The 14,713-nt window shown below is 66.7% G+C and carries 13 protein-coding genes; 6 read left to right on the top strand and 7 right to left on the bottom strand.

Annotated elements, in window-relative coordinates:
• Positions 1–64: 64 nt before the first annotated feature.
• Positions 65–1,273, top strand: coding sequence for a glycoside hydrolase family 3 N-terminal domain-containing protein (locus tag G341_RS0105825; protein WP_281171101.1), 1,209 nt, complete (start codon positions 65–67; stop codon positions 1,271–1,273).
• A gap of 11 nt (positions 1,274–1,284) precedes the next feature.
• Here G341_RS0105825 and G341_RS0105820 read toward each other — a convergent pair whose 3' ends face one another.
• Positions 1,285–2,430: an NAD(P)H-dependent amine dehydrogenase family protein gene (locus G341_RS0105820; protein WP_018178173.1), complete on the bottom strand. Its 1,146-nt coding sequence runs from the start codon at positions 2,428–2,430 to the stop codon at positions 1,285–1,287.
• A 65-nt stretch (positions 2,431–2,495) separates the two neighbouring features.
• Here G341_RS0105820 and G341_RS21160 point away from each other — a divergent pair, with 65 nt between their 5' ends.
• Positions 2,496–3,422 carry a helix-turn-helix domain-containing protein gene (locus tag G341_RS21160; RefSeq protein ID WP_155826800.1) on the top strand — a complete coding sequence of 309 codons (927 nt, stop codon included), beginning with the start codon at positions 2,496–2,498 and terminating at the stop codon, positions 3,420–3,422.
• 216 nt (positions 3,423–3,638) lie between these two features.
• Here the strand turns inward: G341_RS21160 and G341_RS0105805 are convergent, their stop codons facing one another.
• The 4 genes from G341_RS0105805 to G341_RS0105790 all read right to left on the bottom strand — a co-directional run bounded on the left by G341_RS0105805 (position 3,639) and on the right by G341_RS0105790 (position 8,145).
• Complete coding sequence (locus G341_RS0105805) at positions 3,639–5,132, bottom strand: HNH endonuclease signature motif containing protein (RefSeq protein WP_018178170.1); 1,494 nt, start codon at positions 5,130–5,132, stop codon at positions 3,639–3,641.
• 84 nt (positions 5,133–5,216) lie between these two features.
• Entirely contained in the window at positions 5,217–5,831 is a 615-nt protein-coding gene (locus G341_RS0105800) for a TetR/AcrR family transcriptional regulator (RefSeq protein WP_018178169.1), read from the bottom strand.
• A gap of 78 nt (positions 5,832–5,909) precedes the next feature.
• Positions 5,910–6,788, bottom strand: coding sequence for a MaoC/PaaZ C-terminal domain-containing protein (locus tag G341_RS0105795; protein WP_026303292.1), 879 nt, complete (start codon positions 6,786–6,788; stop codon positions 5,910–5,912).
• 1 nt (position 6,789) lies between these two features.
• A complete protein-coding gene (locus tag G341_RS0105790; protein WP_018178167.1) occupies positions 6,790–8,145 on the bottom strand; it encodes a 3-oxoacyl-ACP reductase in 1,356 nt (451 codons plus the stop codon).
• Between the two features lie 172 nt (positions 8,146–8,317).
• Between G341_RS0105790 and G341_RS0105780 the strand changes: the two genes are divergently transcribed.
• Together G341_RS0105780 and G341_RS0105775 are read left to right on the top strand one after the other, a co-directional pair.
• Positions 8,318–9,649, top strand: a complete 1,332-nt coding sequence (locus G341_RS0105780; RefSeq protein ID WP_018178165.1) for an acetyl-CoA C-acetyltransferase — start codon at positions 8,318–8,320, stop codon at positions 9,647–9,649.
• A 227-nt stretch (positions 9,650–9,876) separates the two neighbouring features.
• On the top strand, positions 9,877–11,673 hold the full coding sequence (locus tag G341_RS0105775; protein WP_018178164.1) for an acyl-CoA dehydrogenase: 1,797 nt from the start codon (positions 9,877–9,879) through the stop codon (positions 11,671–11,673).
• Between the two features lie 87 nt (positions 11,674–11,760).
• On the opposite strand, the gene G341_RS24015 is transcribed toward G341_RS0105775, so the two are convergent.
• Both G341_RS24015 and G341_RS24010 read right to left on the bottom strand, forming a co-directional pair.
• Positions 11,761–12,642, bottom strand: a complete 882-nt coding sequence (locus tag G341_RS24015; RefSeq protein WP_222836584.1) for an MFS transporter — start codon at positions 12,640–12,642, stop codon at positions 11,761–11,763.
• Positions 12,534–13,262, bottom strand: a complete 729-nt coding sequence (locus G341_RS24010; protein ID WP_222836583.1) for an MFS transporter — start codon at positions 13,260–13,262, stop codon at positions 12,534–12,536. The genes G341_RS24015 and G341_RS24010 overlap by 109 nt, the downstream gene beginning before the upstream one ends.
• A 38-nt stretch (positions 13,263–13,300) precedes the next feature.
• On the opposite strand from G341_RS24010, the gene G341_RS0105765 reads away from it, so the two are divergent.
• Both G341_RS0105765 and G341_RS0105760 read left to right on the top strand, forming a co-directional pair.
• The gene (locus G341_RS0105765) at positions 13,301–13,900 is read left to right on the top strand and encodes a TetR/AcrR family transcriptional regulator (protein ID WP_162140703.1); all 600 of its coding nucleotides are present in this window, start codon (positions 13,301–13,303) and stop codon (positions 13,898–13,900) included.
• Positions 13,901–13,982: 82 nt separating this feature from the next.
• Positions 13,983–14,708 (top strand): histidine phosphatase family protein, encoded by a 726-nt coding sequence (locus G341_RS0105760; protein WP_162140702.1) that lies wholly within the window; start codon positions 13,983–13,985, stop codon positions 14,706–14,708.
• Positions 14,709–14,713 lie beyond the last annotated feature (5 nt).

Here is a 14,713-nt window from a genome sequence, read left to right as displayed (position 1 = left end):
TTACAGCTGGCTTCAACGATACTCCGGAATAGTGACCCACATAACACCTGAAAGATGGGTATTTATGAGAACTGCCAGCGTGCTGCGGGTGAGTACCCGCCGATCGATCGTCGTTATGGCCGCGATGGCCGCCGTCTTGGCCGGATGTTCCGGAAAGGACTCGCCGGTGTCGGTCGCGTCGAGCAGTTCGAGTCCCACGTCGAGCGCTCCATCATCGTCGGCGGCTCCGGTCGCGGCGTGCGGGGCCGACGTGTTGCGGACGATGCCGCTGCGCCGCAAACTGGCGCAGCTGCTGGTCGTCGGCGTTACCGGCGCCGCCGATGCGCGGGCGGTCGTGCAGGATCAGGGGATCGGCGGGATCTTCATCGGCAGCTGGACCGACATGTCGATGCTCGGCGCCCCGCTGAAAGAGATTGCCGCGCAGTCGACGTTGCCGCTGACCGTCACCATCGACCAGGAGGGCGGTCGGGTGAATCGGCTGACCCAGCTGGGGATCGTGACCCCGGCGCCGCGCACCCTCGCGGCGACCCGCACCCCGGACCAGGTGCGCTCGATGGCCAAGGACATGGGTCTGAAGATGAAGAACCTGGGCATCACCGTCGATTTCGCGCCCGACTCCGACGTCAGCGACGAGCCGGATGATGAAGTGATCGGCGACCGCTCCTTCAGCAACGACCCGTCGACCGTCACCAAGTACGCCGGAGCCTTCGCGCAGGGACTGCGCGACGCCGGAATCATGCCGGTGTTCAAGCACTTTCCCGGGCATGGGCACGGCAGCGGGGATTCTCATACCGGCACCGTGCGGACGCCGCCGCTGTCGTCGCTGATCGCCGACGACCTGCTGCCGTACAAGACGTTGATCGGGCCTGACTCGGCGATGCCGTCGGCGCCCGACTGGTCCGCGGTGATGGTCGGGCATCTGATCGTGCCCGGGCTGACGGGCCCGGACACCCCGGCGAGCATCAGCCCGGACGCAATGCGATTGCTGCGCAACGGAACCGGGTACGGCGGCCGCCCGTTCGGCGGGCCCATCTTCACCGACGACCTGTCCGGCATGGCGGCGATCAGCGCCCAGCACCCGATCACCGAGGCGGTGCCGATGGCGCTCGAGGCGGGGGCTGATCAGGCGCTGTGGCTGAGCACCAAGCAGGTGCCGGCAGTACTCGATGCGTTGACCGCTGCGGTCACTGCCGGCCGACTGCCGCAGGCACAGGTCGATGCGTCGGTGGTGCGGGTGCTGCGCGCCAAGGGCAAGATCACTTGTTCCGGCTGATGAACTACGAGCTATTGCGGAAGTCTGCGACTGTCGGGACTGATCCCGCGCGAGACGTTCATTGTTGACCGGCCGAAGATCTGCGGTAGATCGAGCGCGCTGAGCAGCCCTGGCGGCGCCGCGTGAACGGCGGGTATGGCGTTGACCAACCGCGAGGCCCCCGCGATGCGCGCACCGAGGTCGTGGTCACCGTCCTCGGCCATCTCGAATTCGCATCGCATTGACGGCGACCCCTCGATCTCGACACGGTAGAGACCCCGGCCCGAGGCGCCGCCGAAGCCGAGATCGTTGGGCTGCATACGAATATTCGGTTGCGGCCAGTCCGGCGCGAGGTCGTCGTGCATGCGCGTGACGTGATCCAGGACGATGGCGGGGCGACCATTGACGAAGCCCTGGAGTGTGGACCGCATTGCCCCGACGGTGCCGCGCTCGATGACTCCGGTGGGTGTTCGAAAGCTCTCATCGGCGAGTCGCCGTTCGATCGATTCTTCGATGCGTTCGATCTCGACGCCGAGCCCATCGGCGAGCTGGTGCAGCACCGGTCCCCAGCCGAATGTGAACATCCCGGGCAGTGCCGCGAAGGCTTCGAACTCCGCCAGCTGCCCGAACCCGAGCACTTCGTAGATCGCTTGCCGGTCGGGATAGGTTGCGTAATTGAACATTTCGGTCACCGTGATGGTCTCGATCATGCGTGATACCCCGGTCAGAGCCAGCGGGAGAACATCGTTGGCGAACCCGGTATCGATGCCCGAAGTGAAGAATGACGAGCCGCCGGCCTCGGCGGCGTCGCGTAGTCCGGTGGTCATTTCTGATACCACGGCATTCGGATACACCAGTGGCACAACTGAACAGGACACGACGTCTTTGCCGGCACGCAAGATCCGTTCCATGTCACCGATCGCGTCGGCCGGTCGCAGATTCGCCGCGGCTGCGTAGACGATCACATCCGCATCGCCGGTCAGCAATTGATCCGGCGAGTCCGTGGCAGCGATGCCGGTGTCGTCGGTGCCGGCCAGCCGCCCGGCGTCGACGCCGACCTTGTTCGGGCTGTGGACGACCAGATCTGTGAGCTGCAGCGTCGGGTGATCGATGACGCCACGCAATGCCACGACGCCCATCGATCCCGGTCCCCAGAGCCCCACCTTGATCGCTGTCATGTAATCTCCTAATATTAGGAACCTGAATTCATATAGTTGGAATATCGCCAAGCTAAGGCAACGACGTGAAGGGCGCAATGGCCACCACCGAGTCCGGCGCCACTGGGTCGCCGCCCACGCGCCGCGTGATTGATGTGCTGAACGCCGTATCTGAGCCGGACGGTGGCTTGACCGCCGCGGACATCGCACGCAGGTGCGGCATCACGACGTCGACCTGCGCCCTGATCATGAACGAGCTGCACCATCTCGGAGTGCTGACGCGTGACGTCGATCGTCGGTGGCATCTCGGCAGCGGCCTATTGCCGGTCGCCGAGGGCTTGCGCAAGCGCTACCCGCTCCTCGGTGCGGGCGATCGCGTGGTCCAGGATCTCCATTCTGTCCTCGGCGCCAGTTGCTCCTTGAGTCAGATCGAACCCGATTCGCTCGTGGTGACGAACATCGCCGGACTCGCGCATGATGGTGATTTCGTTCCGGGGCAACGCTTTCCGCTGACGCCACCGTATGGCATCGTCGCGATGGCCTGGTCCGGGCCGCCGCAGATCGAATCATGGCTTCAGTCGGTGGAGCCGAAGCTCTCGGACTCGGATATCGCCGAGCAATTGGCGGCGCTCGCCGGCGTTCATGACCGCGGCTACGGCCTATGGCGTCTGCACGAGTCCGCGCCGTCACTGCGTGATCGCCTCAGCCAGGTCATGGACGCAGTCGCTGCCGACAGGTTCGCAGCGTCTCGCCTGACGCAGCTTCTGACGATGGCGACCCTGCAGTTCGTTCCGGCCGACGTAGCGAACCCCTACATCGATGCTGAATTCTTGGTCGCTCCAGTCGCTTTCAACGATGCGGGTGTCCCCTCGCATCAGGTGCAGATCCGCCTGGATCCCGCCACGCGAGCGAACCTCACGGCAGAGAAGGTTGTCGGCGCCTTGACCGCAGCGTCGGAGCGAGTCGCGAACATCCTCGGACTTCGTGTCGCGCACTACCAAGCCGGAAAGTAGGCGGTCTCCGACGATCTCGGTCCGCCGGCCCGATGAATGGGATTCGTGCGCCTGGCGGCGCGTCACGGTCTGGTGCAATCCGACCATGCACACTGGGAGAGCCCGGAAGCGCTTGCCGCCCATGGTAAGACGCCGCACGTCGCGAAGTTCCTTCAGGAACTGGGCCCGCATATCACCAAGTGGGACCCAAACTACACCACGCGCCTGGCCTAGGACTCAGAACGGCGGCGGGTGCTGTTGCTCCCAGCGTTGTTGTGCCTGTCGTTGTTTCGTGCGTGTTGCTTCCCGCTGTTGATCGAACCGGCTTCGAGTCGGGTGCGTTGGCGGCCGGTCGCTTGGCTCGCGGCTGATGGCGCTGAAGATGTCGGTGCCGGTGTAGGCATTGCCGGCGTAACGGTGGCCGTCGGGGCTCGTGAAGACAGTCGTGTTCCAAAGGTCCTGGTATTGCTGCCAATGCCCAAAAGTCTTGAGTCTGTGATGAAAACGGCAGAGTGGGCCGATGTTCGAACGGGTCGTCTTGCCCCCGGCCGCGAATGCCCGTTGATGGTCGAGGTCGGATCGGCCGACTGGATTATTGCAACCCGGGAATTGACAGCAGATCTCGCCGGCCTGGATCAGGGCGCGTAGCTTCCGGGAGGGGCGGTACCTCCGGTCGGGCGCGTCGATATTCGGTTGCGTGGGATGGATGTAGGACCGTCTCGCTTCGATGAGCAGGGCTCGTGCGGTGTCGGCGTCGATCAGTCCCTGACCGTCGAGGTAGGCGGGATCGTCGTCGAGCCCGATCAGCGTCGACAGGTTCACCACCACATGCAGGTACGGACGTGTGGGGTGGCCGCAGGACGGCGCCGATGTTGTGACGGCTGCGGGCGCGGGCACCTGGGCGGATCGGCAGTCGTCGCAGCGGCATTCGAGATGCTGATGCCCTTGGGCCAGAGCGACATAGGCGTCGGCTCGCCGCTGTTTGAGGGTGCGACCGTCAGCGGTGTGGACTTCTTTGGCCATCGCATCCAGGCGCGCGTCGATGATCGCGGCCTGAATCTGGGGCAGGGTGCCGCTGATGCGAGCCTGACCTCCGGTGAAGCGATCGGTGCCGATGGCGATGTTGCGGTCGTCATCCGTGCGCGCTGCGCGGCGGCGGACGGCGTCGGGGTCGTGTCGATGGATCAGCTGATCGATCAGGGTCTGGAATCGCTGCGTCGACATCGGACCTCGATCGAAGAGCTCCCGGGCGAGGTCGTGGTCCAGCGAACGGATCGCATCATGGCTGACGAGATTGGTGCGACTTACTGCGCTGATGAACCTGTCGAGGTCGATGATGGCGTCGGCCAGTGCGTACGCGGTCTCGGGCAACCGGTAGCGCGCGGCCGAGGCGGTGGCGAGCAGCTTCTTGGCGCGGTGCGAAGTGATGCACAGCGCTGCGCCGACGTCGGCGATCGCTTGTTCGAGGCCGTTGGGGCCGTACTTGTCTCGTGGGGACTGGACCTGTGCGACGCTGACGGCCTCGGTTGATGGTGCTTGCTCGGCAAGGCGGGCGACGTACTGGTCTTCGCGGTGCTCATGGATGCGGGAGATGACGTGCAGCAGCCGGTAGTCGGCGGCCGCGCGGACGCGGTCGGTGTAGCCGGCGACGTCGATCAGCTCGCCGACCGACAGTGCCTCGTCGAGGTGATCATGCGCTGCAGTACGTGGTGGCAGCACGATTTCGGACATGGCATAAGCGTGCCAGAAGGGTCTGACAAGAATTGCGCTACAACGCTTTTGACCTGCGTCTTGCGCAACTACCCGCGAATTCTCTCAGGATTCGTGGTCGGCGCGATCCCTGCGATCACCGGAGAGGCCGCGCCAGATCAGCGACGTCATCATCTCGGTGGCGGCGTCGATGCTGATGTCTCCCTCGGAGATTCGGTCGGCGACCGCCTCGCCTGCGCCGACCAGGGCGATGGCCATCAGCTCGTATTCCGCGTCGGTATGCGGCGTCGTGGTGCCGCGGCGGATCAGCCCGGCGACCATATCGATCATCTGCCGGCGGGTGGCGGCGGCCAGCGTGGCGAATGCGGCTTGACCGGTGGCGACCCGGTATAGCACCCGCCAGGCCTCGCGGTTCGCGTCGACGAACTGCAGGAAGCCCATGATGACGGTGCGGGCCTGGTCGCGCTGCTTGAGCGACGGGCTGAATCCGGGCTGCAACGCCTCGAAGAAGCGGGCGCCCTCGCGCTGTACGCAGGCGCCGAACAGTTCGTCCTTGGAGCCGTAGTACAGGTACAGCATGGGCTTGCTGATGTCAGCCTCGGCGGCGATCGCGTCCATGGACGCCTCGCGGAAGCCGTTGGCGGAAAAGACTTTCACCGCCGCGTCGAGCATCTGCTGCTCGCGGACGGCGCGGGGCAGCCGTTTGGTTCCGCCGGCCATGGCTGCCTCCTGGTGCTGAGTCGGATGTGGGGTGCGGTCCCGCCTCGCCGCCGAGGGCGGGGCGGGACCGTCTGAAAACTATTCTCCCCGAATGGTTCCCGTCAGATGCGGGAACCCCTTCTTGCGGTCGAGGATCGACACGTCGAAGCCGCCCTCAACCGGCTTGACGTAGCCGTTGACCTTGGCCGGGAGGAACATCGGCCGACCGAACTGCACGTCGTAGCGAACGGCGTCGGGCAGCTGCCCCTCCACGCTGGCGAGGATCGCCGCGGCGCTCCAGGCGCCGTGTGCGATCGCCCGATTGAAGCCGAGCGCCTTGGCCGGCAGGTTGCCCATGTGGATGGGGTTCCGGTCACCGCTGGCCGCCGCATACTTGCGGATCAGCGAAAGGTTGGGCGCCAGAACCACATCCGGGGGCGGGGGCCGATGCTCGACCGGCGGCGCAGGCCGCTCGCCACCCGAAAGGCTGGTGCGCTGCTGCGACAGGATCGTCGACGTCTGCTCGCACACCAGCTCCTGGCCGACCCGGATCTCCGAGACGACGTCGAACAGCATGCCCTTGCGGTGCTCGCGCAGGTTGGTCGTGCGGGTGTCGATGTCCAGCGGCTCGGTGACCGAGATCGGCCGCAGGCGCCGCATCGAGTTCGACAGGTGCACCGAGCCGATCGCCCGGAACGGGAAATCGCTGGCCACCATCGAGCTCATCATCAGCGGGAACTGCAGCGTGAACGGGTAGAACAGCGGCAGTGTGTCGCCGTAGGGCAGGCTCGTCACCAGTGCGTAGTCGCGCAGATTGTTCTGGTCGACCTTCAGCCCGCGGATCGAGAACACCGTGTCGGGCAGCTGCACCGACGCCGGCTGCGACGCGGGCTTGCCGAGCCCGGGAAGCATCCCGAGCGCGGCCTTGCCGTAGATGTCCAGGGTCGAAACGTCCTGGAGCGTCACCTTCTTGGCCATGTCAGGCACCCAGCAGGCTCTGGCCGCAGACGCGCACCACGTTGCCGGTGACCGCATTCGACGCCGGGCTGGCGAAGTACGCCACGGTCTCGGCGACGTCGACGGTCTGGCCGCCCTGCTGCAGCGAGTTCATCCGGCGGCCGACCTCACGGGTGGCGAGCGGGATGGCCGCGGTCATCGCGGTCTCGATGAAGCCCGGTGCGACGGCGTTGATGGTGATGCCGCTCTTGGCCAGGATCGGCGCGTAGGCATCGACCAGACCGATGACACCGGCCTTGGAGGTGCCGTAGTTGGTCTGGCCGCGGTTGCCCGCGATGCCGGCGATCGACGAGACGTCGATGACCGCGCCGCCCGAGCGCAGGGCCTTCTTGGCGACCAGGTCGTCGACCAGCTTCTGCGGCGCAATGAGATTCACGCCGATGACCGCGTTCCAGCGGGCGTCGTCCATGTTGGCGAGCAGCTTGTCGCGGGTGATGCCGGCGTTGTTGACGATGATGTCGATGCCGCCGTGCCGCTCCAGGGCGTGCTCGGCGAGCTTGGCGCCGGCATCGTCGGCGGTGACGTCGATCGGGAAGGCAGTACCGCCGACCTTGTTGGCGGTGGCCGACAGCGCCTCACCGGCGGCCGGAATGTCGGCGGCGATGACGTGGGCGCCGTCGCGGGCCAGGACCTCGGCGATGGTTGCGCCGATGCCGCGGGCGGCGCCGGTCACCACGGCGACCTTGCCGGCCAGCGGCTTGTCCCAGTTCTCGGGAGCGGTCGAATCGGCGTCACCGATGCGGATCACCTGTGCGTCGACATACGCCGACTTGGCCGAGAGTAGGAAGCGGACGGTCGACTCGACGCCCGACAGGCCGGTCTTGGCCTTCGGCGAGACGTACACCAGCTGGGCGGTGGCGCCGCCGCGCAGCTCCTTGCCGAGCGAGCGGGTGAAGCCCTCGAGCGCGCGCTGCGCGATCTGCTCGTCGGCGGTCTTGGTCTGCTCCGGCGTGGTGCCGATGACGACGAAACGCGCGCTGCCGGCGGTGCTGCGCAGGGTCGGCTTGAAGAACTCGTACAGCTGCTCGAGCTCGGCCGACTTGGTGATGCCGGTGGCGTCGAAGACGATGCCGCCGAACTTGTCGGCGCCGCGGGCGCCCACGTTGTTCACAACCAGCTCGTAGCCGGCGCCGGTGAGCAGTTCGCGCAGCGGCTCGACCAGGCGGCCCTGACCGCCGAGGATGACCGGACCGGCCAGAGCGGGGGCGCCCGGCTTGTAGCGGCGCAGGGTCGGCGGCTGCGGGAGGCCGAGCTGGCTGGCCAGGAAGGAGCCGGGGCCGGACTTGACGAAGGTCGAGTACAGATCGGTGTTTGCCACGAGAGCGAATCCTTTGCTGTGGGTGAACGGCGGGGCGTTCGGTGCGGGCGGTTCGGAGGAGAAGGGGCCTGATCGCCGCTGGCTGCGGCGCGAGCGGGCCCGGTTCGACAACGAACTTACTCGCGAGTAAGAATACGCCATAAGAGCAGTCCGAAAAATCAGGAGATGCACAATGGCAACCAGCCAGAACAAAGCAACCGGCGCCAGCAAGACAGCGGCCGGCAAGAGCAAGACCGTGCGGCCCGTCGCCATTCTGGGCGGCAACCGCATCCCGTTCGCCAAGCAGGACGGCGCCTACGCCAAGGCCAGCAACCAGGACATGTTCACCGCCGCGCTGTCCGGCCTGATCAGCCGTTTCGACCTCAAGGGCGAGCAGCTCGGCATGGTCGCCGGCGGTGCCGTGCTCAAGCATTCCCGTGATTTCAATCTCATCCGCGAATCGGTGCTGGGGTCGGCGCTGTCGCCGTACACCCCGGCCTTCGATCTGCAGCAGGCCTGCGGCACCGGCCTGCAGGCGATCTCGGCCGTCGCCGACGCCATCGCCACCGGCAAGTACGACGTGGGCATCGGCGGCGGCGTCGACACCACCTCGGATGCGCCGATCGGGGTCAGCGAAGACCTGCGCCGCACCTTCCTGGAGATCAACCGGGCCAAGTCGAAGGTCGACCTGCTCAAGCACGCGCTGAAGCTGCCCGGCGCGCTCGGCATCGAGATCCCCAAGAACGGCGAGCCGCGCACCGGCCTGTCGATGGGCGAGCATGCCGCCATCACGGCCAAGGAGTTCGGCATCAAGCGCGCCGACCAGGACGAGCTCGCCGCCGCCAGCCACCAGAAGATGGCCAAGGCTTACGACTCCGGCTTCTTCGACGACCTGATCACCCCGTTCCAGGGTCTGACTCGGGACCAGAACCTGCGTCCGGGCAGCTCGGTCGAGAAGCTCTCGACCCTCAAGCCGGTCTTCGGTGTCTCGCTCGGCGACGCCACCATGACCGCCGGCAACTCGACCCCGCTCACCGATGGCGCCTCGACCGTCCTGCTGGCGACCGACGAGTGGGCGAAGGAGAAGGGCCTGCCGGTGCTGGCCTACCTGCGTGACGTCGAGACCGCCGCGGTCGACTACGTCAACGGTCCGGACGGCCTACTGATGGCGCCGACCTACGCCGTGCCGCGGCTGCTCCAGCGCAACGGCCTGACCCTGCAGGACTTCGACTTCTACGAGATCCACGAGGCGTTCGCCTCGGTCGTGCTGGCGACCCTGTCGGCCTGGGAGTCGGAGGAGTACTGCCGTGAGCGCCTCGGCCTGGACAAGCCGCTCGGCTCGATCGATCGCAGCAAGCTGAACGTCAACGGCTCGTCGCTGGCGGCGGGTCACCCGTTCGCCGCGACCGGCGGCCGGATCGTGGCCCAGGCGGCCAAGCAGATCAAGGCCAACGGCGGCGGACGCGCACTGGTGTCGATCTGCGCCGCCGGCGGTCAGGGTGTGACGGCCATCATCGAGGGCTGATTCCCGACGCTCTGAACTGCACGTTTTCGGCGGTCCCGCGGCCTTCGCGGGACCGCCGAAAATTTGTCCAAAATTTCTTTCAAGATCCTGTAACGCCCCGGTAGTGGCGAGATATAAACAGGATGCTCCGGCTGACCTGCCAGACCCCCGACCCGGCAGGTCACCCGGAGCTTTTTCGTTCCGGGGCATCTCCCGCGTCGCTTGGGCGGGTCTGTGAGAATCGGCCCATGGCCGATCACATGTCCCGTCGCGATATCGATTTCCTCCTCTACGAGTGGCTGGACGTGGCCCGGCTGACCGAGCGCGAGCGCTACGCCGAGCATTCCCGCGAGACTTTCGACGCCGTCCTCGACCTGTCCGTCGACATGGCTGAGAAGCTGTTCGCGCCGCACAACAAGAAGTCCGATCAGAACGAGCCGCATGTCGGGGCTGACGGCAAGGTCGAGATCATTCCGGAGGTCGAGGCCGCGCTCGCGGAGTTCAGCAAGGCCGGGCTGACCGCGGCCGGTTTCGACGAGTCGCTCGGCGGCGCGCAGCTGCCCTCAGTGGTCAGCCGGGCTTCGATGGCGTTCTTCCAGGCGGCCAACGCGGCGACGTCGTCATATCCGTTCCTGACGGTCGGCAACGCCAACCTGCTGGTCGAGTTCGGCACGCCGGAGCAGATCGACACCTGGGTTCGGCCGATGCTGGAGGGCCGGTTCTTCGGCACGATGTGCCTCTCGGAGCCGCAGGCCGGGTCATCGCTGGCCGACATCACCACCAAGGCGACGCCGGCCGCCGATGACAGCGCCTATCCGGGCAGCTATCGGATCACCGGCACCAAGATGTGGATCTCCGGCGGCGAGCACGAGCTGACCGAGAACATCGTGCACCTGGTGCTGGCCAAGGCGCCGGGCGGCGGGCCCGGCGTCAAGGGGATCTCGCTGTTCATCGTCCCGAAGTACCTGGCCGACGGCACCCGCAACGACGTGGCGCTGGTCGGGCTCAATCACAAGATGGGCAACCGGGGCACCACCAATACGTTGTTGAACTTCGGCGATGGAACGCACTCGCCGACAACGGAACCCGGGGCCGTTGGGTATCTGGTGGGCGAGGCGCATCGCGGACTGTTCTACATGTTCCACATGATGAACGAGGCGCGGATCGGCGTCGGGTTCCTCGCGACATCGCTCGGGTACGCGGGCTATCTGGCGTCGTTGCAGTACGCCAAGGAACGCACCCAGGGCCGCTCGGTCATCGCCAAAGACCCGTCGAGCGCGCCCATCCCGATCATCGAGCACCCCGATGTGCGACGAATGCTGTTGGCGCAGAAGTCGTATGTCGAGGGCGCGCTGGCGCTGGGCCTGTATGCGTCGAAGCTGGTCGACGAGGAGAAGACCGCGCCCGACGAGGCGGCCCGCGCCCGGGCGCATCTGCTGCTTGAAACGCTGACGCCGATCGTGAAGAGCTGGCCGTCGCAGTGGTGCCTGGAGGCCAACTCGCTGGCCATTCAGGTGCACGGCGGCTACGGCTACACGCGTGAATTCGATGTGGAGCAGTACTACCGGGACAATCGGCTCAATCCGATCCACGAGGGCGCGCACGGCATCCACGGGCTGGATCTGTTGGGCCGCAAGGTGATCATGGACGGCGGCGCCGGCCTGACGCTGCTGGGCGAGGTCATCGGCGACACGATCGACCGTGCCCAGCCGGTCGGCGGCGAGGCCGCGGACTACGCCGGTCAACTGGGTGCCGCGCTCGGCCGGGTCGCGGCGACGACGGTCGCGCTGTGGGCGCCGGGCGATCCGGAGCTGGCGCTGGCGAACGCCACGATCTATCTGGAGGCCGTCGGGCACGTCGTCATCGCCTGGGTCTGGTTGGAGCAGCTGCTGGCGGTCGGTGACCGGACCGGCGACTTCTACGACGGCAAGCGGGCCGCCGCCAGATACTTCTTCCGCTACGAGTTGCCCACCACCGCAGCGCAGTTCGACCTGCTCGAAAGCCTGGACCGGACGACGTTGGACGTCGACCCGGCAGTTCTGTAGGAGCCGCCGCAACCGTGGCCGATACGGGTGGTGGAGGAGATAGTCTCCTCCACCACCCGTATTTCACCCGGTTGCGTCAGTGCTCGTTCAGTCCTTCGTGCGGCCGACGCTGGTCACCAGCATCGCGACCGCGGCCACGAGCAGCACCACGCCCGCGGTCAGGATCGCCGCCTGGATGCCCTGGGAGTACGCGGTGGTCGCCATCGACCGGATGGCCGGCGCGGGAGCGTGCATGGCCGCGGCGCCCGACGATTCGACCATGCCGCGCAGCCGATCCGGCACCGACGCGAGGTTGAGCGAGTGGCGGTACGTCGAGGCGAGCACGCTGGAGAGCACCGCGATCCCGATGGCGCCACCGAGCTCGCGACTCAGGTCGTTCATGGCCGACGCGACACCCTGCTGGGCCGGCGGCAGGGCGGAGGTGATCGCCGAGGTCGCCGGCGGCATAGCCAGACCGCAGCCGGTGCCGAGCACCCACAGACCGATTCCGATCGCCCAGTACGGCGTCGCCGCGTCCGCCTGCGACAGTCCGACGACCGCGACACCGGCCAGCGTCAGGCCGATCGCGCTCAGCCGGGCGGCCGGCATCTTCGCGGCGAGCCGCGGCGCCAATCCGCGTGCGGCGGGCATCATTCCGATACCCAGCGGGAGCATCGCGCAGGCCGCGACCAGCCCCGAGTAGCCGCGCAGCAGCTGCAGCTCCTGCATGAAGACCATGATGAATCCGAAGAAGGCGAAGAACTGCGCCGCGAGGGTGAGCGTGCCGGTCCAGAAGCCGTGGATCTTGAAATAGTGCGGCGCCAGCAACGGCCGCTCGACCCGAGTCTCGTAGGCGAGGAACAAGCCGATCAGCACGGCGCCTACCGCGAGGCCGACGAGGGTGCGCGTGGATGCCCAGCCGTAGGTCGGCCCCTCGATGATGGCGTAGACGAGCACGCCGAGGCCGGCGACCGATGCGATACTGCCCACCAGATCACGCGAAGCATCCTCGGGCGCAGCGGATTCCGGTACGAAGGCGAGTGTCCCGAAAGAGTGACCAAGGCCAGGATGCCGCTCACGACGAACACCGAGCGCCAGCTCCACCACTCGAGCAGCAGGCCCGATGTGAGGAGACCGAAGATCGCGCCCGCGCCGGCGACACCGGCCCAGGTGGCGACCGCCTTCACCCGTTGCTGCGGAGGGAAACTCGCGGTGATCGTGGACAGGGTCGCCGGCATGACCATGGCGGCCGCCACGCCGAGGCAGGCGCGCACCGCGATCAGGACGTCGGGGGACGACGTGAACAGCGGGACGAATGACGCCAGCGTGAACAACGCCATGCCCGCCACCAGAACACGGCGGCGGCCGATGCGGTCGCCGAGTGCACCGCCCGGAAGCAGCAGCGCGGCGAATGCCAGCGAATAGGCATCGACGATCCACGACAGCTCGGTCTGCGACGCGTGCGTGTGGACCGCGATGGATGGCAACGCGACCATCAGTGAACTCACCGCGGAGATCACCGTGGCCAATGCCAGCAGGATGACCGGAAGCGTCGCTTTATGCGGCGCCGTCGGTGCTTGCGGACTACGGGTGATGGTGTGCTTGGTCATGCCTGCAGCGTGCGCCGATCGTGTGCCACCATTCAACAGTGGTGAATTCTTTGCCGGGTCGTCCGCCCGGAGCCTCCGATGTTCGTGATCGTCTGCTCAAGGCCGCGTCAGCAAGCTTTTTGGAGCGCGGCTACACGGCGACCTCCGTCCGCGCGATCGCGCGCGAGGCCGGTGTCGATCACGCGATGGTGAATTATTATTTCGGTTCCAAACAGGCGCTGTTCGGCGAGGTCATGCACCTCGAACTGCGGCCGCCCGCGGTCGTGGGGCGAGTCCTGGAGAGCGGGCCGACGTCCTCGCCCGCACAGCTCGCGGAACGCTTGATCGCCACATTGCTGACGGTGTGGGAGAACCCCGACGCGCGCCGACCGCTGGTGGCGATGCTGGAACAGAGCATCGGGGACCCCACGATCCGCGCGAGTGTGGCCGAGTTCCTCAGCCAGGAGCTGGCCGGCCAGATCGCCGACTACATCGGCGGACCTGACGCGTCGGTGCACACCGCTGCGATCGTTTCGGTGCTCTCGGGCGTCATCTTCTCGCGGTATGTGCTGCGGATCGAGCCGTTGGCGTCCGTCTCGCCCCGGCAACTGCTGCAGGTGACAGTCCCGATGATCGCGCTGCATCTGCGGCGACGGTGACGAGCGGAGCGCTCATCGGTCCTCCCGGTGAGCGGAAACGTCTGTGCGCGTTGCATATGTGCCCGGCGTAGCGTCTGCCGCCGTGTCGTCAACCATCACGCGTTCCGTCCGCGTCGCAGCAATCGCGGTGTCGCTCGTTCTCGCATTCGCGCTCCAAGTGACAGTCAGTCGTATCGGCCCGGCGGAGGCCGCCCCGCCGATCAGTCGCCAGCCTGTCGTCGTGTACATCGTCGAACATGGTGAGCCGGTGATCACCGATCCGGCACTACCGCTGTCAGACAACGGTATTCGCTGGGCGAAGGGGGTCGCGGACACACTGCGGGATGTCCCGTTCACCAATGCCTTCGCCTCGAGCGCGCTGCGGTCCAAGCAGACGATCTCGTACACGGCCGCCGACCATGGGCTGCAGATCGTGCAGTTGCCCAATGGCGATCCGAGCACGCCGTCGGTTGCGGCGGCCGCACCCATTGCGCAAGCGCTGGAGTCGCTCCGGCCGGGATCGGTGGCATTGGTCGGCGGCAACACCGAGAACATCTACCGGATCATGAACACTCTCGGGATCCCGGTGGTGGCCGGCTGCGGCGAGAATCAGCGCTGCGTGCCGTGTCTGGACAAGACCTGCTTCACCGCCGCCGCGCTGAGCACGATCTGGCGGCTGACGTATTACGGCACCCCGGTCTCGGGTTTCGGTTCCTCCGCCGCGAATGGGCTGAACTTCGGCTCCCTGTCGCCGGATCAGTTCCAGACCGGCCTGCAGCGGATTCACCCGGCCGTGAAGAACGACTGGCCGAGTATCCCGATGCAGTAGTGACG

This window comes from Jongsikchunia kroppenstedtii DSM 45133 (genome assembly GCF_000380485.1).
Classification (GTDB): Bacteria; Actinomycetota; Actinomycetes; order Mycobacteriales; family Mycobacteriaceae; genus Jongsikchunia; species Jongsikchunia kroppenstedtii.
The sequence above is the reverse complement of the archived record's forward strand: the minus strand, read 5'-3'. Positions and strand labels throughout refer to the sequence as shown.